We start from the raw sequence: 18,054 nt of genomic DNA on the forward strand, positions 1-18,054 counted from the left end.
ACTATGGCAGTATTTAGTTTTCAGAAGCCTGATAAAGTTATCATGATCAATTCAACTGATTTTGAGGGGAAATTTGAATTTCGTCCCTTAGAGCCAGGTTATGGATTGACAGTTGGTAACGCATTAAGACGAGTATTACTTTCTTCACTAGAAGGATTTGCAATTACTTCGGTACGTATTGAAGGGGTTGATCACGAATTTTCAACCATAGCCGGAGTTGTAGAAGACGTAACCGAAATCATTCTTAACTTAAAACAAGTTCGTTTTAAGAGACAGATAGATGAGATTGATAATGAAACTGTAACCGTTTCAGTAAATGGAGGAGAGCAATTAACCGCTGGAGATTTTCAGAAGTTCATTTCAGGATTTCAAGTATTAAACCCAGACTTGGTTATCTGTAATATGGACAAAAAAGTGAATCTTAATTTTGAGATCACTATTGAGAAAGGTAGAGGATATGTTCCTGCTGAAGAAAATAAAAAAGCAAACGCACCTCTAGGTACCATTTTTACAGATTCTATCTACACACCAATAAAAAATGTGAAGTACAGTATTGAAAACTTCCGTGTAGAGCAGAAAACAGATTATGAAAAATTAGTTTTCGAAATCCAAACAGATGGTTCAATTCATCCTAAAGATGCCTTAACCGAAGCTGCAAAAACATTGATTCACCACTTTATGTTATTTAGTGATGAGCGTATCACCCTTGAGGCTGATGAAATTGCTCAAACTGAAACATATGATGAAGAATCATTGCATATGCGACAGTTGCTTAAAACAAAATTAGTTGATATGGACCTTTCAGTTCGTGCACTTAATTGTTTAAAAGCTGCTGAAGTTGATACCTTAGGAGATTTGGTTTCTTACAATAAAAATGATTTAATGAAATTCAGAAACTTTGGTAAAAAATCACTTACCGAGCTTGAAGAATTAGTTAATGTGAAAGGGTTAAACTTCGGAATGGACCTTTCAAAATATAAATTAGATAAAGATTAATACGTCATATTTTGCTCCTCATAAAAGTGAGTTTGGTAGCAAGATGATGATTAAAACAAAATGTCATGAGACACGGAAAGAAATTTAACCATTTAGGGAGAAAAACAGCGCACAGAAGAGCGATGTTAGCAAATATGGCTTGTTCCCTAATTGAGCACAAAAGAATCAACACTACAGTTGCAAAAGCTAAAGCATTAAAGCAATTTGTAGAACCAATGATTACAAAATCTAAAGAAGATACCACGCACAACCGTCGTATTGTATTTAGAAAATTACGTCAAAAAGAAGCAGTTAGCGAACTTTTTAGAGATGTTGCAGTAAAAGTAGGAGATAGGCCTGGAGGATATACTCGAATTATCAAATTGGGTAGTCGTCTAGGAGACTCTGCAGATATGGCAATGATTGAGTTAGTAGATTATAACGAGATTTATAACCCTAACAAAACTAAAAAGAAGAAATCTACTAGAAGAAGCCGTCGAGGTGGTAGTGGAAAATCTAAAGGAGCTGCTGCAGCGACTAAGACTAAAGCAAATAAAGAAGAAGAATAAATGATTTTTCATTTGTAAATAACAAAGGGATAAGTATTAAAGACTTATCCCTTTTTTTATATTATTTTTGCAAAAGATTTTGAAAAGATGAAATACCAAAAAAGAAAAAAAGCAATTGTACTATTAGCAGACGGAACCGTTTTTCATGGAAAAGTTGTAGGCGGTAAAGAAGGTTCGGCCTTTGGTGAAGTTTGTTTTAATACCGGAATGACCGGTTATCAAGAAATTTTTACAGACCCATCCTATTTTGGTCAATTAATGGTAACTACCAATGCTCATATTGGTAACTATGGGACTTCTGAAAAAGAAATGGAATCTGACAGTGTTAAAATTTCAGGGTTAATTTGTCGTAATTTTAGCTACAATCATTCACGTCCAGCAGCAGATGCTTCTCTTGAAGAGTTTTTAAATAACAACAACCTATTAGCAATAAGTGATGTTGACACACGAGCTCTCGTAAGTTACATTCGTGATAATGGCGCTATGAATGCTGTAATTTCTACTGAAGTTGATAATATTGAAGGTTTGAAAAAACAATTGGCAGATGTGCCTGATATGAAAGGACTAGAGCTTGCATCAAAAGTTTCAGTAAAAGAACCTTATTACTTTGGGAAAGAAGATGCTACTTTCAAAATAGCTGCCTTAGACAACGGAATTAAAACAAATATTCTTCGTAACCTAGCTGCTAGAGATTGTTATATAAAAGTATTTCCGTACGATACCTCATTAAGTGAAATGGAAGCCTTTAATCCAGATGGTTATTTTTTATCAAATGGACCAGGTGACCCAGAACCTCTTGAGAATGCTATACAAATTACCAAACAAATAATTGAAAAAGGAGATCCTTTATTTGGTATTTGTGGAGGACATCAAGTAATTGCATTGGCAAATGGTGTTTCAACCTATAAAATGCACCACGGACACCGCGGTATCAATCACCCAATTATTAATCTTGAAACGGGAAAAGGAGAAATCACTTCACAAAATCACGGTTTTGCTATTAATAGAGAAGAAGCAGAAGCAAACCCAGACCTTAAAGTTACTCATCTGCATCTTAATGATAAAACAGCTGCTGGGATTAAAATGGTAAATAAGCCCGTATTTTCTGTTCAATACCATCCTGAGGCAAGCCCTGGACCACACGATGCATCTTATTTATTTGATCAATTTATTTCAAACATTCAAAACCATAAAAAAACAACTGCATGAGTATAATTATAGACATTCGCGCTCGACAAATTTTTGACTCCCGTGGTAACCCAACCGTAGAAGTTGACGTGATTACTGAAAATAATTTTTTAGGTCGTGCAGCAGTTCCATCTGGTGCTTCTACCGGAGAGCACGAAGCTGTAGAATTGCGTGACGGAGGTGATGACTATATGGGTAAAGGCGTTTTAAATGCTGTTGAAAATGTCAATGGAAAAATAGCAGGAACATTGTTGGGTGTATCAGTTTTTGAACAAGAAGCGATTGATAAAATTATGATAGACCTAGACGGAACATCAAATAAATCAAAGCTTGGAGCCAATGCAATTTTGGGTGTTTCATTAGCAGTAGCAAAAGCGGCTGCGGCAGAACTTGGTTTACCTTTATATAGATATATAGGGGGCGTAAGTGCCAAAACACTTCCTGTACCTATGATGAATATTATTAATGGCGGTTCGCATAGTGATGCTCCTATTGCTTTTCAAGAGTTTATGATTATGCCAGTAAAGGCATCCACTTTCTCTCATGCTATGCAAATAGGAAGTGAGATTTTTCATAATCTTAAAAAAGTTTTACACGAACGCAAGTTGAGTACTGCAGTAGGAGATGAAGGTGGTTTTGCACCTACCCTTAATGGAACCGAAGATGCAATCGATACCATTGCAAAAGCAACTGAAAACGCCGGATATAAACTAGGAGATGAAGTAATGATTGCATTAGATTGTGCTTCAGCTGAGTTTTATAAAAACGGAAAGTATGATTATTCGGTTTTTGAAGGTGAAAAAGGAAAAGTACGTACTTCAGAAGAACAAGCTTCTTACCTTGCTGAATTGTGTGAAAAATACCCGATAATCTCAATAGAAGATGGAATGGATGAAAATGATTGGGATGGCTGGAGTATGTTAACTGAAAAAGTAGGAGATAAAGTTCAATTGGTGGGAGATGATTTATTTGTAACAAATGTAGAGCGTTTATCAAAAGGAATTTCAGAAAATATTGCCAATTCTATTTTGATTAAGGTGAACCAAATAGGAACCTTAACTGAAACTATTGCAGCTGTAAATATGGCTCATAATGCGGGTTACACTTCGGTAATGTCACATAGAAGTGGAGAGACAGAAGATGATACCATTGCAGATTTGGCTGTTGCTTTAAATTGTGGTCAAATAAAAACAGGTTCGGCTTCTAGAAGTGATAGGATGGCAAAGTATAATCAATTATTACGAATTGAAGAGCAACTATGTGATGTGGCGTATTATCCGCAACGCAACGCATTTAAAATATAGAAAGTAATACAATCCATTTTTTTGAAAACTTCCTTCAACCTTTTTGGAGGAAGTTTTTTATTTAAATAACGTCAAACCCTTGAAATTTAAGGATTTTTTAACCTAACAAGTGTTCGTATATGTTAAAAAAATCGGTCAATATTTTGTATCTTTACATTTCGAAATAATCAAAAAAAAACCTTTATAATATATGTCAAAGACAGCAATCCTTGAAATTGATGGTAAAAATTATGAATTCCCAATTATAACAGGGAGTGAAAATGAAAAAGCCATTGATATAAAAAAGCTTAGAAGTGTAACAAATGGAATAACCACAATAGATCCAGGATATAAAAATACAGGATCTTGCGAAAGTGCAATCACTTTTTTAAATGGTGAGGCAGGTGTCTTGAGGTATAGAGGATATGCTATCGAAGATTTAGCTGAAAAGGCTGAGTTTTTAGAAGTGGCTTATCTTTTAATTTTTGGAGAGCTTCCTTCAAAAGAACAAATTAAAAAGTTTCACGACGATATTAGAGAACATTCGCACGTAGACGAAGACTTAAAGAAGATTCTTGATGGATTTCCAAAATCTGCACACCCAATGGGAGTGTTATCTTCTTTGACTTCAGCACTAGTGGCTTTTAACCCTTCTTCGGTAAATGTTGACAGTGAAGAAGATATGTATAATGCGATTGTACGTATTCTTGCAAAATTCCCTGTGTTAACAGCTTGGGCTTATAGAAAACGTGTAGGAAGACCTTTGGATTATGGAGATGACACATTGGGTTATGTAGATAACTTCCTTAAAATGATGTTTAAAAAACCTAATGGTGAGTATAATTCAAATAAAACAGTAGTTGATGCTCTAGATAAGTTATTAATCCTACACGCAGATCACGAGCAAAACTGTTCTACTTCAACAGTACGTATGGTAGGCTCTGCACACACTGGTTTATTTGCTTCTTTATCAGCTGGTATTAATGCACTTTGGGGGCCGCTTCACGGTGGAGCCAATCAAGCAGTAATTGAAATGCTTGAGGCAATTAAAGAAGATGGAGGCGATACGCATAAATTTATGCAGAAAGCAAAAGATAAAAATGATCCATTCCGTTTAATGGGCTTTGGACACCGTGTGTATAAGAATTTTGACCCAAGAGCCAAGATTATTAAAAAATCTGCAGATGAAGTATTAGGTGATTTGGGTGTTCAAGATCCAGTTCTAGATATTGCAAAAGGATTAGAAAAAGAAGCTCTTGAAGATTCATACTTTGTTGATAGAAAGTTGTATCCAAATGTAGACTTCTATTCAGGAATTATTTACCGAGCATTAGGCATTCCTACAGAAATGTTTACAGCTATGTTTGCATTAGGTCGTTTACCAGGTTGGATTGCTCAGTGGAGAGAAATGCGCTTACGCAAAGAGCCAATTGGACGCCCAAGACAAATTTATATAGGAGAAACACACCGTGATTTCATTCCTCTTGATAAAAGATAAATTTTAAAACAGAAAAATATAGCATCCTCATATTCTGAGGATGCTTTTTTATATTTGTACTATGATAAATTTAAATATTAAAGACGAAGTAGCACGCCTTCGGGCAGTTGTATTAGGTTCAGCAAATAGTAATGGTCCGGCTCCAACATTAGATGAAGCGTATGACCCGAAATCAAAAGAGCATATTCAAGCAGGTACATACCCTACTGAAGAAGATATGATTCAAGAAATTGAAGCAGTAGCAAAAGTTTTTGAAAAATATGATGTAAAGGTATATCGTCCCAAAGAGATTACAGATTACAATCAAATATTTACTAGAGATATAGCATTTGTAATTGATAATAAATTTATCAAAGCCAATATATTACCCGATCGTGATCAAGAAATAGAAGCCATTGAGCACGTTATTAATCAAATTCCGAAAGAGAATATTATAAAATTCCCTGAGGGCGCTCATATTGAAGGAGGTGATGTGATGCCTTGGAACGACCACATTTTTGTGGGTACCTATCGAGGCGATGATTATTCAAAATATATTACTGCACGCACCAATATGAAAGCTGTAAACTATCTACAGGATTTATTTCCGGATAAAAAAGTAAAATCATTTAATCTCAAAAAATCAAATACCGAAGCAAAAGATAATGCCCTGCATCTTGATTGTTGCTTTCAACCCTTAGGAAAAGGTAAAGCAATTATTCACAAAGAAGGATTTCTTGAAGAAGAAGAATATCAATGGTTGGTAAATTTCTTCGGAAAAGAAAACTGTTTTCATATTACCAAAGAAGAAATGTATAATATGAATAGTAATGTATTTTCTATATCTCCGGAAGTGATTATTTCAGAAAAAAACTTTACTCGCCTTAACACCTGGCTACGTGAACAAGGCTTTACTGTAGAAGAAGTGCCTTACGCTGAAATAGCAAAACAAGAAGGACTGCTGCGATGCAGTACAATGCCATTAATACGAGACTAGTGTAATTTTTAAAGTATTATCTCGACCAACTTTTGATTGTTAATACACCAAAAGATGAGATTAATACTAAGTTTTCTACTTATACTTCCTATTTATGAAGTCTTTTCACAAGGCAAGATAGACGCTTTTTACCGTGGTAAAGACAACGTTACTATTACGGTAGGTGCCGGTTTTGAAAATAATATTGATTATTTAGCCGGAACGAATGAAACAGAAATATCTAGAGAGCTTTATTATATAAATCTCTTTGCAGCCTACGGAATTACAGAAAACCTGGACATACAAATTTCATTACCTTATATTGAAATTGATAAAAACAAAAACCTGCAAGATGCCACGTTATTTTTGAAGTATAGATTGTTTCAAAAACAGACTTCAAGCGGCATTTTTGAACTAGGTGTAGCAGCTGGTTTTTCTACAAATATATCAGATTATACTATTGGAGGGCTTAATGATATTGGTCAACAAGCAACTATTATAGATAGCAGAGCAATGGCTCATTATCAATGGCGTTCGGGTTGGTTTACTACATTGCAAAGTGGTTTCTCATTTAAGCTAGAAGAGGTGCCTAATAGTTTGCCTATTACATTTAAAGCCGGTCAAGCGCTAGAAAAATGGTATTATGATGTTTATTATGATTATCAACATAGTTTTGGCGGAATTGATTATCTAGAAACACCACCACCTCAAAACTTTCGTCGCTTTGGCGTAAATTATCATAAATTAGGCGGTACTGTATATCGATCATTAACCAAAAACTTTGGAATGTATGTAAGTGGTTCCTATGTTTTTGATGGTCGCAATATTTTTCAAGGACCGGGATATGGTTTAGGTCTTGTAGCAAACTTTTGACATTTCAACTGAGTTAAATTACGTTGCTTAAAAATAAAAATTCCATATAAAAATCTTAATTTTGCAGCCAAAATACTACGCTATGCAACAAATCACCAATACAATTTTAATGATACGCCCGGTAGCTTTTAGAATGAATGAGCAAACGGCTATAAATAATTATTTTCAAGAAGAAATTGAACTTAAAAACGCAGAAGTAAATGAAAAAGCACAACAAGAGTTTGATGCTTTTGTAGAAAAGCTACGTGCTGTTGGTGTGAACGTTATAGTTGAAGATGATAAAAAAGAGTTAGACACTCCAGATTCTATATTTCCTAATAATTGGGTTTCTTTTCATGAAAATGGTGATATGGCCCTGTATCCTTTATTCGCTGAAAATAGACGTAAGGAAAGACGTGGGGATGTTATAGAGCGTATTGAAAAAGAAGGTTTTGAAATTAAAAATGTAATTGATTATACCGAAGCTGAAAATGAAGGTGTATATCTTGAGTCTACCGGAAGCCTCATTCTAGATCGTGTTAATCAAAAAGCATATTGTGCGCTATCGCCAAGAGCAGATGAGCAATTGCTAATCGAGTTTTGTGAAGATTTTGAGTTTACTCCTGTAATTTTTACTGCCAATCAAACCGTGGATGGCAAAAGAGTGCCAATCTATCATACCAATGTGATGATGTGTTTGGGCGAAAATTTTTCTGTGATTTGCCTAGATACCATAGATGATGCCAAAGAAAAGAAGAATGTAGTCAAGCATTTAAAAGATGATGGAAAAGAAATTATAGCCATATCTGAAGCGCAAATGCACGATTTTGCCGGTAATATGCTACAGGTGCGTGGCGCCGATGATAAAAAATATTTGGTAATGAGCGCTGCTGCACATAAAAGCTTAACTCAAGAACAGATTTCAGCAATTGAAAAGCATTGCGAGATTTTAAGTGCAGATTTAACCACAATTGAAACCTGTGGCGGTGGAAGTGCTCGTTGTATGATGGCTGAAATATTTCTTCCGAAAAAATAAATTACTTTTTAGTATGTAAGGCTAACTCTCTTAGCCATTGAAAAATCATAACTACCATAAATAAACTAAGTGGTAATGACGTTATGATAAGCAGTTTTTGCATAGCTGTAAGTACATCGCTATCTGTTTTTGCGTGGCCTAAAAGTACAATACCTACCGAAAAAATAATTAATAAAATTCCCCATAAAAAACGTTGTTTTTTGGAAGGGTTTTGGTTTCCACCATCAGTAAACATACTTAATACATAAATTGCAGAATCAACCGATGTAACTAAGAAACTAACTAGTAAAATTATAACTATAGAGTTTACTAATGAGGTAAAAGGATAGGTTTCAAAAAAAACAAAAATAGATGTAAATACATTATCAAATTCTCCTGAATAATTACCCCATTCTGTAATCATTTCAAAAGCTGATTGACCAAAAGTTGTAAACCAAAAAAATGTTCCTAAAGCGGGTACAAGCAATACACCAATAATTGTTTCCCGTATTGTTCTTCCTTTTGAAATACGAGCAATAAAAATTCCTGTGAATGGAGCCCAAGCCAACCAAAATGCCCAATAATAATAGGTCCAGTCTGTCAAAAATTGAACCCCCGGATTGTAATCACCTAGAGCCAAACTCATAGGAATAAAGTCTATAATATAGTTATAAAACGCTACAAAAAATTGTTCTAAAATATGAAGCATGTCACTTTGAAAAAAAACAAAGACCAACAAAGTAATAGTTACGTAAATGTTTAATGTTGATATACGCTTGATTCCTTTTTCAACACCGCTTAAAGCTGAAATTAAGGCAAGAATTCCTATTCCTATAACCAAGCAAATTATTAATTGATAATTAAATTCTGCCTCAAATAAGTGGTTGAGACCACCTTTAATTTGGGATGCACCAAGACCTACTGCTGCTACCAACCCAAAGATGGTTGTTAATATAGTCAAGATGTCTATGCCTAATAATATATAGTTTTCTTTGTGTTTAAAAACCGAAGAAAATGTACTGCTGGTGCGTACTGTTTTATTTTTATGAAAGATTGCATATCCTATAGCCAAGGCAAATACAGCATAAAACGCCCAAGCGGTAAAACCCCATTGATAAAAAGTGAACTCTAATGCTATAATTTCAGACGAAGAGGAGGTAGAGATTGGTGGGTTTTGTTGCATAAAAACCGGTTCTTGCACGGCACGTAATAAAATTCCGGCACCCATACCGGCACTGTATAACATAGCAATCCAAGGAAGTTTTTTAAAGGCTGGTTTTTCATGTTCTTTCCCCAACCGGTAAGCACCCCAAGGAGATATTGAAATCCCTAAAAGAAGTAAAACACACCCCAAACCTAGGTACAAGTAAAAAGAACCAAAGTAATTACGTACCCAAATAGATAGATTTTCAATGGTGTTGTAGGTTTCAACTGTTTTCCAGTATAAGAAAAAGGAAAAAACCAGTAATATCCCCATTGAGAAACAGAGTAACTTATGTTTTCTGAAAAAATGTGTACTATTCAAAATAGATTGCTGCTTATACAATAGTACAAAATCATTTCTGAAATTTTGTATTTCTTAATTTCTTGCAATATTGGTAATCATACCCTTAAAAATAAAATAGTGAAATGGTAACATAGCGTACCAATACAGTCTTCCGAAAAGCCCTTTTGGTCTAAAGGTAGCCGTTTGGTGCAAAACGTTATTCTCATCAATACAGAAATCTAGCCAAGCTTCACCTGGTACTTTCATTTCAGCAAAAAGTAGCAACCGCTTTTCTTCTTTGTCTGCATACAATACTCTCCAAAAGTCTAACGAGTCTCCTGCAGAAATTTTATTGGCGTGAGTGCGCCCTCTTCTTAGTCCTACACCGCCTACAAGTTGATCCATAAAACCTCTTACTTTCCAAAGCCAATTACCATAGTACCATCCCTTTGATCCACCAATAGACCAAACATTTTCTAATGCTCTTTCTGGATTATCTAAGTTAATAGATTGTTCATCTTTTAAACATCCGTATTTAGGTACTTGAATGTAACCTTTTAAGTTGGATAACCGTCCGGCAACTAATGAATCTTTCCAGCTTGATATAACTAGGTTTTGTTCAATTTTTATGAATGCCTTTTTAATGGCTTCTTCATAAGTAATAGGTTGAATATTTAAAATATCTTGAAGTTTATTGTCTCGTGCCACAACCTCATGACGCATGCTGTCAACAAGATTTACAGCCAATTTATAGGTGGTTGACGTTACAAAATACAACCAATAGGATGATAGTCTAGGAGACATAACGGGTACAGAAATAATCCAAAGGCGTAATTTTCTAACTTTCGCATATTTTAAAAGCATTTGTTTGTAGGTCAATATATCTGGTCCGCCAATATCAAATGATTGATTATAACAATTTTTGTTGCCTAGTACTTCAGATAAAAAAATGATCACATCTCTTATGGCTATAGGTTGAATTTTTATTTTTAACCATTTGGGAGCAACCATCACAGGTAGTTTTTCACAGAGGTCGCGTATGATCTCAAATGATGAACTTCCGCTGCCTACAACAATGCCGGCTCTTAAGACGGTAAGGTTATAAGAGCCTTCATATAAAATTTCTTCTACTTTTTTACGTGATGAAAGATGTTTTGAAAGGTTGTCTTCATTTACAATTCCGCTTAAATATACCACGTGTTGTACATCGCTTTCTTCTACATATTTATTGAAGTTTTTAGCCGCTTTTGCTTCAAGTTCATCAAAATCTCTGGTTGAAGCGCTCATCGAGTGAATGAGATAATACGCTGCATCAATATCTTTGGGAAAACCAAAAGTGTCAACCTCTTTTAAGAAGTCAACTTCATACAGGGTTACGCGTTTACTAGTTTCTGGATCTAAAGAAATTCGGTTTTTATCCCGCACACAACAAATTACCTCATGACCTTTTTCTAATAAGGCGGGCAAAAGTCTCAATCCTATATAACCGTTTGCGCCGGTAAGTAAAATTTTCAAACCTTTTTTGTTTAAAGATATGTATTAAGTATTAAACATACTTGTAATGCTTCGTTAAATAATAATTTACTACTATCTTTAGATTGTAAAATATAGCTTTATGAAAGTATTAAAATTGATACTTATTTTGGTTGGTGTGGCACTAATTATTTTTGGATTATACAATGCTTTTGTGCCCCAAGAAGTTGTAGGAATAGGTAACTTGGAGGTTTCTGCAAAAGAAGGTTTAAGTAATCAAACACTTGCAATGATTGCTTTGGGAGTACTAGCTTTATTAGCAGGAGCTTTTATTAAAAAAAGAAATTAAGTTATAAATCTTCAAGCCGGGTAGGAGTGGCTTTTGCTTTGGCTTTCATTACTTTATTCATAAATTGGTGTGTGGCTTTATCTTTGGTTTTTGCTTCAATTTTTATAAAATAATTATCTCTATAGATGGAGTATTCTTCAGCTTTTCCTTTGTATAAGGATAATTTGTAATAAGGTATTACTAGTACATATGATTCTAGTAACGAACGAAAACCAACCAAAATTCCTTTTGGTCGCATTTCTATATTGCAAATATTTCGGTTATTGTCTAGAATAAGCAAATTATGTATTTGAATACTTGCTTCGGTGATAATCAGCTTTGAAGAGCCAATGCCGCCACTTTGAATACGTTCTTTCCAAGAAAACGGTTTGCCTACCTCTTCATCAATAGTATTTTTTATTTTTTTATTGTTATATGAAACGTTGAGCAGCATGTTTTTCTTTAAAGATACTCAATTTAAAACTTCGATTTTCAAGTTCAACTTAGGTTTTAATTTCTTATTAAAGAAGTATCTTTGCCCTTAAAATAAAACCTATGCAACTCCAAGAGATTTTAACTGCAGAGATAAAAAAAGCAGTACAATCCATTTTTGATGCCAACCTAGAGACGGTAGAATTTCAAGCAACTCGTAAAGATTTTGAAGGTGATATCACTGTTGTGGTATTTCCTATGCTTCGTACTGTAAAAGGCAATCCCGTGCAAATAGGTGAATCAATAGGAGCTTATTTGGTTGATAATGTAGAAGAGGTTTCAAAATTTAATGTAGTAAAAGGATTTTTAAACCTAGTGTTGAGTGATGCTTATTATTTAAACTTTTTCAGTAACGTGTCTGATTTTTCTTCTTTCGGAAAACAGCCTCAAGGAAAAGATGCTGTATTGGTAGAGTATTCATCACCAAACACCAATAAGCCATTACATTTAGGACATATTCGAAATATTTTATTAGGTTATTCTGTAGCTGAAATTTTAAAAGCCAGCGGAAAGAAAACCTATAAAACTCAAATTATAAACGATCGCGGTATTCATATTTGTAAAAGTATGTTGGCGTGGCAACGATATGGCGATGGTGAAACGCCAGAGTCTAGCGATCTCAAAGGTGATAAACTGGTAGGTAATTACTATGTGCGTTTTGATAAGGAGTATAAAAAAGAAGTTTCAGACTTACAAGCATCGGGTAAAACTGAAGATGAAGCAAAAGCCGAAGCGCCTATTTTAAAAGAAGCGCAGCAAATGCTTCAAAAATGGGAAAAAGGTGATGATGAGGTGGTAGCACTATGGAAAAAAATGAACGGCTGGGTGTATGATGGTTTTGAAAAAACCTATGATGCCTTGGGTGTTGATTTTGACAGCTATTATTATGAAAGTAACACCTACCTTCTAGGGAAAGACAATATTGAAGAAGGATTAAAAAAAGGCGTATTCTTTAAAAAAGAAGATGGCTCTGTATGGTGTGACTTAACCGATGAAGGGTTAGATGAAAAATTAGTGTTACGAGCAGATGGTACAGCTGTTTATATGACGCAAGATATTGGTACTGCCATTCAACGTATCAAAGATCATCCAGATGCTAACGGAATGATTTATACCGTTGGTAATGAGCAAGATTATCATTTTAAAGTCTTGTTTTTAATTCTGAAAAAGTTAGGTTACAGTTGGGCAGAAAATTTATATCATTTAAGCTATGGGATGGTAGATTTACCTTCCGGAAAAATGAAAAGTAGAGAAGGAACTGTTGTAGATGCAGATGATCTTATTACCGAAATGGCTCAAACGGCTGGTAACATTTCAGAAGAGTTAGGAAAAATTGACGATTTTACCCAAGAAGAAAAGCAAGCACTCTACAAAACCATAGGATTGGGTGCATTAAAATATTATATTTTAAAAGTAGACCCTAAAAAACGTATTCTTTTTAATCCAGAGGAAAGTGTAGATTTTCAAGGAAACACAGGTCCTTTTATTCAATATACCTATGCTCGTATTCAATCGATTTTAAGAAAAGCAAATTCTGTTTCTGGTTCAATTGATAGTAAAGCTATTACACTACATGAAAAAGAAAAGGGGTTATTGAAGCAGCTACAAATATTTCCTGAAACCATACAACTGGCTGCTGAAAATTACAGCCCTGCATTAATTGCAAATTATACCTATGACTTGGTAAAAGAGTTTAATTCTTTTTATCAAAATGTTTCTATTTTAGGAGCTGACCATGAAGTAGAAATACAATTTAGAGTTCAATTGGCAGATGCAGTAGCTAAGGTTATTAAAACCGGTTTTGAGTTATTAGGTATTGATGTACCAGAACGTATGTAGTTTAAAACAAAACCTGAACCGAAATATTGGGAGTAAGTCCTAAGGATAGTTCTTCAACTTGATTTACTTTATTAGTTCCATTAGCATCAGTATTTAATGCATAGCGAATATTTAATGTATTTTCTTTATTCAATAAATTAAGTACGGCTACATTAACTTTAGCATCAATCCCTGCTGAAATATTCCATAGGTATTCTGCTGAAAAATCTGCTCTAAAATAGTCTGGCAATCGCTCTGTATTAGGAGTGTCAAATTGAATAGCATCTTGACCGTTTTGAGATATAATTTCACTTCCACGAACCGGAATGGTGTAAGGTTTTCCGCTGTGCCAGTTTATACCCAGCGCTACTTTAAGTTGATGGTAAGAATAACTTCCTGCAAGAGTTGCTGAATGTCTTATATCTATATTATTCGGAAATTGAGAAGGAGTGAGTGCATCAAAAGTATAATCATTTTGCATAAACAAATAACTAAACCAAGTGCTAAATCTTTTACTCTTTTTGTTGAGAACAAATTCCAATCCTTTAGCAGTATAACTACCTGTGGCTCGCACAAACTGAAACTGATTTTGAAAACCTTGATTTGAAGTAGTTATTCCAGAAACTTCTTTGTAAAAGCCCTCTGTAGTCACTAACCAACCTTTTTTTAAAAATCCAAAACCAAGCGAAGCTTGTTTGCTTTCTAGAATAGGAACATCATCATTGTTTGCTAGTATCCAACGCCTTTTTTCTACACCCAAAAAGTCACTTTCAAAGTCAATGCGTTGGGTGGTAGTTTGACTCTTAAATTCCCCCAGAGCTTCTACAAAAAAACCTTTTCCAATTTTTTGATGAACGCTTATTCTGGGTTCTACAAGTATTTTATCAAATTTTTCAAAGTACGAAATTCTCCCTCCTACGTGGATTGAGGTGTTGCTTTGATTAGGCGTGTACATAAAGTTTGAAAACACACTGTGCGTTCTTAAAACATTTTTTCTATATACTCTAAAACGAGGAATATTTACATCTTGCGTATTGGCAATCCCTATTTCTGAAAACTGATATCCAGATTGCAAATTTATTTTTTCTGAAAATAAAAAAGTAGCATCAAGCTTAGCACCACCTTCCAAAACTTCATTTTCTTGAAACTGTTGTTGGGTGGTAAATACATTTTTATTGGTAGCATCCAGTATGTAGTAAGAGCCGTATAACAATGCAGTTGTTTCAATAGCTTCAGTCCAATTACGTTTCCAAGAAATACCGCCTACCAAACTTCGTTGCTGTAAATCACTAGTTTTTGATTGATTTGAATCTTCAATGGATTCAGTAAAATCAAGGTTATTATCAATGGTTAAAAAGTTAACTCGTATTGCATCTTTATCTGAAAGATCCCAAAGAAACTTGGTGCTAAAATCATAAAAACTAAAGTCTTCATCAGCTATAATTGTAGTTTCATTTTCAGGGTCTTCAATATTTGTGATTTCAGTATCTTGAAAAATTCGATCAGAATAGGTTTTGTAAACCGGTGTTTCTAAAAATGATAACGAGTGCCGTGCAGAAACTTGTAAACTTGCTCTATCAGAAAGAGGGATGTCTGTAAAAACACTTCCGTTAATTAAATTAACTCCTATACCTGCCGAAAACTCATTAGATAGTGTGTTTTTTGAACGCATATCAATAACACCAGAAACTCCATCACCAAAACGTGGATGGGTGCCGTTTTTATAAATAAATACTTCCTTGGTAAGATCTGGATTAAAAGCAGAAATTAACCCGAAAAAATGCCCGCTTTGATATACTTTTATGTCATCCCAAAGCAATAAGTTTTCATCGTGTGTGCCGCCACGAATATTTATGTTTGAAATGGTTTCGTCTGCACTTTCTACACCTGGAAGTGCTTGAGAAATTTGTAGTACATCGTTTTCAATTTGCCCTGGTATTAATCCAAAATTTTTTGTGTTGATTGCAATAGCCCCATCTGTTTTTTTATCAATTCCTTTTACCAAATAGGTTTCGATAAAAACTTGATCAAGAGCTGTGGCTTTGGGATGTATTATAATTGGGGTACAGTTAGCATTTAATTGACTTACGGAAAGATTAATCTTGTGATAGCCCACATGGGTTATAGTAATAAATGCTTCTGAAGATACTTCCTTGGAAAGTAAAAATAAACCTTCACTATTACTCACTGTTGAAACGTATGAGTTTTTTACTACAATATTGGCTCCTTCTATTGGTTTTCCACTTTCAGCAGAAATAAGTTTACCGCAATATTGTTGTTGTAATTGTGGAGAAACTACAGTGACATAGCGATTGTTTAATAGGGTAAATTCTAACTGAGTTTGATTATTCAGTTGTTTTAAAATATCTGGAAGATTTTGTTTCTCTATTGAAAGATTAACCGTAATGTTTTTTACTTCTTCAGGAACATATGAAAAACGAATATTAAATGTTTTTTCTAATTGATTCATGGCAACAACCAATGATTGCTTTTCTTGCGTTTGTCCGGTTACAGATAAACAAAAGAAAAAACATACAATCAAGACGAAAGGAGCTGTCTTTTTAATTGTTTTTTGCTGCATATAGAGTCACCTGGTCTTCTTTAATAGTATAGGTTATATTAAGAGGGGCGCAAATTAATTGTAGTGCCAAATTTACATCAGTATGTGTAAAACTACCTGAAAAGCGTTTGTTTAAAAGGTTTTTAGGTGCTTTCACATTAATATCATACTGTCTTTGCAGTTCATCAAGCACGGTAGCTAAAGTTGCGTTTTCAAAGCTACTTTCATTATCAATCCAAGCGGGTGCAACTGCTTTTGTTAGATTTTTAGAAATCAATTTACCTTCAATAACTTGAAGGCTTTTACCTGCAGGTACTTGCACCAAGCTGTCATTAAAAGATACACTTACCAAACCTTCATAACAAACAACATTGAGCTTTGAATCACGAGTAAATACATTAAACTGTGTTCCTAAAACGGTTACAGAACCATTTTTAGTCTGTACTGTAAAGGTGTTTCCTTTGGTAACTTTAAAATAGGCTTCCCCAGTAAGGTTGAGGTTTCGGTGAGTGTTCCATTCATTTTTTTTATAAGTAACAGTTGAGTTGGCATTTAAAGCTACTTCAGAACCATCGGGGAGGTTAAAAGTTTCTTTCTCTGCAACCGAAGTTGAAATAGTTGTTCCCAATGAATTAATATATAGATAACCAGCAATCAAAACAGCAAAAACAGCAGCTACTTTTAAAATAGTAGTAAATGGGTTAAGCTTTTTAACTTTTGGTTTTTGTTGAACCTTTTCTGAAATAGCCTTGAAAGTAGCTTCTTTATCAAATTCTGGTGCTTCAAAATGTGTTGTAGCCTCTGCAATTTTTATATAAGACGCATAGTTAGGGTCGTTTTTTAATTGCTCAATTTCTTCTGCAGTGGCAGTTTGATTTAAAAACTTATGTAATATGTAATCTTTTTCCATATTGGTACGTTTCATAGTTATAACAGCTAAGGTTTTAAATACCCTACCTTAAATAGAACCAATTTCTTCCCGAAGCGTTTTTAAAGCAAGGCTCATCCTTTTTTCAACTGCTTTTACTGAAATGTCAAGAATTTCGGCTATTTCTTTATATTTTTTTCCTTCAATTCTATTTAGTAAAAAAGCTGTGCGTTGTGCTTCAGATAAACGCGCAATAGCATCTTGCAATTTTTTTTGAAATTGTTTTTCTTCCATTAAAAATTGAGGAGATTGATTTTCTATCGAGTTTGGTTTGTTTTTAGCATGTTTTAAAACCACTTTTTTATGTGCCACTTCATTTAAAAAAGCATTATTGGTTATGGTATATAAAAAGGATTTTGCTTTATCTACGGGAACTTTGGCGCAGTTTTGCCATAACTTTACAAAGGCATCTTGTACTAGATCTTCTGCTTGTGCTTTATCACCGCATTTAAAAAAAATAAACCGCCAAATTGCTTGACTGTGCTCGTTATACACTTTGCTAAAAGTGTTTTCATTGCAAATTGTCGTATTTTTATTCATAAAGCAGTTTGTGTGCTTACCAAATATATCTAAAAAAAAAGTTTAAAATCAAGGTAGGGTTTTTTACAGCTTACTTGTTATAACAACACAAAGC

16 protein-coding genes are annotated in these 18,054 nt (G+C 34.2%); 10 read left to right on the top strand and 6 right to left on the bottom strand.

Annotated features, from left to right (window positions below; translation table 11 throughout):
* Window positions 1-3 precede the first annotated feature (3 nt).
* The 8 genes from INR76_RS07310 to ctlX all read left to right on the top strand — a co-directional run bounded on the left by INR76_RS07310 (window position 4) and on the right by ctlX (window position 8,356).
* Window positions 4-996: a DNA-directed RNA polymerase subunit alpha gene (locus INR76_RS07310; protein WP_223107257.1), complete on the top strand. Its 993-nt coding sequence runs from the start codon at window positions 4-6 to the stop codon at window positions 994-996.
* A 65-nt stretch (window positions 997-1,061) separates the two neighbouring features.
* Entirely contained in the window at window positions 1,062-1,544 is a 483-nt protein-coding gene (gene rplQ, locus INR76_RS07315) for a 50S ribosomal protein L17 (protein WP_223107258.1), read from the top strand.
* 87 nt (window positions 1,545-1,631) lie between these two features.
* Window positions 1,632-2,753, top strand: a complete 1,122-nt coding sequence (carA, locus tag INR76_RS07320; protein ID WP_223107259.1) for a glutamine-hydrolyzing carbamoyl-phosphate synthase small subunit — start codon at window positions 1,632-1,634, stop codon at window positions 2,751-2,753.
* A complete protein-coding gene (eno, locus tag INR76_RS07325) occupies window positions 2,750-4,036 on the top strand; it encodes a phosphopyruvate hydratase (RefSeq protein WP_223107260.1) in 1,287 nt (428 codons plus the stop codon). Before carA ends, eno begins: the two co-directional genes overlap by 4 nt.
* A gap of 190 nt (window positions 4,037-4,226) precedes the next feature.
* On the top strand, window positions 4,227-5,513 hold the full coding sequence (locus INR76_RS07330; protein WP_223107261.1) for a citrate synthase: 1,287 nt from the start codon (window positions 4,227-4,229) through the stop codon (window positions 5,511-5,513).
* 61 nt (window positions 5,514-5,574) lie between these two features.
* The gene (locus INR76_RS07335; RefSeq protein ID WP_223107262.1) at window positions 5,575-6,489 is read left to right on the top strand and encodes a dimethylarginine dimethylaminohydrolase family protein; all 915 of its coding nucleotides are present in this window, start codon (window positions 5,575-5,577) and stop codon (window positions 6,487-6,489) included.
* A gap of 54 nt (window positions 6,490-6,543) precedes the next feature.
* On the top strand, window positions 6,544-7,341 hold the full coding sequence (locus INR76_RS07340) for a transporter (RefSeq protein ID WP_223107263.1): 798 nt from the start codon (window positions 6,544-6,546) through the stop codon (window positions 7,339-7,341).
* A gap of 82 nt (window positions 7,342-7,423) precedes the next feature.
* Window positions 7,424-8,356 carry a citrulline utilization hydrolase CtlX gene (ctlX, locus tag INR76_RS07345; RefSeq protein WP_223107264.1) on the top strand — a complete coding sequence of 311 codons (933 nt, stop codon included), beginning with the start codon at window positions 7,424-7,426 and terminating at the stop codon, window positions 8,354-8,356.
* 1 nt (window position 8,357) lies between these two features.
* On the opposite strand, the gene INR76_RS07350 is transcribed toward ctlX, so the two are convergent.
* Together INR76_RS07350 and INR76_RS07355 are read right to left on the bottom strand one after the other, a co-directional pair.
* Window positions 8,358-9,812 carry a BCCT family transporter gene (locus INR76_RS07350; RefSeq protein WP_223107265.1) on the bottom strand — a complete coding sequence of 485 codons (1,455 nt, stop codon included), beginning with the start codon at window positions 9,810-9,812 and terminating at the stop codon, window positions 8,358-8,360.
* A 102-nt stretch (window positions 9,813-9,914) separates the two neighbouring features.
* The gene (locus INR76_RS07355; RefSeq protein WP_223107266.1) at window positions 9,915-11,336 is read right to left on the bottom strand and encodes an SDR family oxidoreductase; all 1,422 of its coding nucleotides are present in this window, start codon (window positions 11,334-11,336) and stop codon (window positions 9,915-9,917) included.
* A 100-nt stretch (window positions 11,337-11,436) separates the two neighbouring features.
* On the opposite strand from INR76_RS07355, the gene INR76_RS07360 reads away from it, so the two are divergent.
* Complete coding sequence (locus INR76_RS07360; RefSeq protein WP_223107267.1) at window positions 11,437-11,643, top strand: hypothetical protein; 207 nt, start codon at window positions 11,437-11,439, stop codon at window positions 11,641-11,643.
* Window position 11,644: 1 nt separating this feature from the next.
* Here INR76_RS07360 and INR76_RS07365 read toward each other — a convergent pair whose 3' ends face one another.
* On the bottom strand, window positions 11,645-12,076 hold the full coding sequence (locus tag INR76_RS07365) for a hypothetical protein (protein WP_223107268.1): 432 nt from the start codon (window positions 12,074-12,076) through the stop codon (window positions 11,645-11,647).
* Between the two features lie 101 nt (window positions 12,077-12,177).
* Between INR76_RS07365 and argS the strand changes: the two genes are divergently transcribed.
* Complete coding sequence (gene argS, locus INR76_RS07370) at window positions 12,178-13,953, top strand: arginine--tRNA ligase (protein ID WP_223107269.1); 1,776 nt, start codon at window positions 12,178-12,180, stop codon at window positions 13,951-13,953.
* A gap of 1 nt (window position 13,954) precedes the next feature.
* On the opposite strand, the gene INR76_RS07375 is transcribed toward argS, so the two are convergent.
* From INR76_RS07375 to INR76_RS07385, 3 genes are read right to left on the bottom strand one after another with little or no spacing between them, the layout of a single operon-like run.
* On the bottom strand, window positions 13,955-16,513 hold the full coding sequence (locus INR76_RS07375; protein ID WP_223107270.1) for a carboxypeptidase-like regulatory domain-containing protein: 2,559 nt from the start codon (window positions 16,511-16,513) through the stop codon (window positions 13,955-13,957).
* Window positions 16,494-17,417: a FecR family protein gene (locus tag INR76_RS07380; RefSeq protein ID WP_223107271.1), complete on the bottom strand. Its 924-nt coding sequence runs from the start codon at window positions 17,415-17,417 to the stop codon at window positions 16,494-16,496. The genes INR76_RS07375 and INR76_RS07380 overlap by 20 nt, the downstream gene beginning before the upstream one ends.
* 33 nt (window positions 17,418-17,450) lie before the next feature.
* A complete protein-coding gene (locus INR76_RS07385) occupies window positions 17,451-17,960 on the bottom strand; it encodes an RNA polymerase sigma factor (RefSeq protein WP_223107272.1) in 510 nt (169 codons plus the stop codon).
* Window positions 17,961-18,054: the final 94 nt, after the last annotated feature.

This window comes from Marixanthomonas sp. SCSIO 43207, from assembly GCF_019904255.1.
Taxonomy (GTDB): domain Bacteria; phylum Bacteroidota; class Bacteroidia; order Flavobacteriales; family Flavobacteriaceae; genus Marixanthomonas.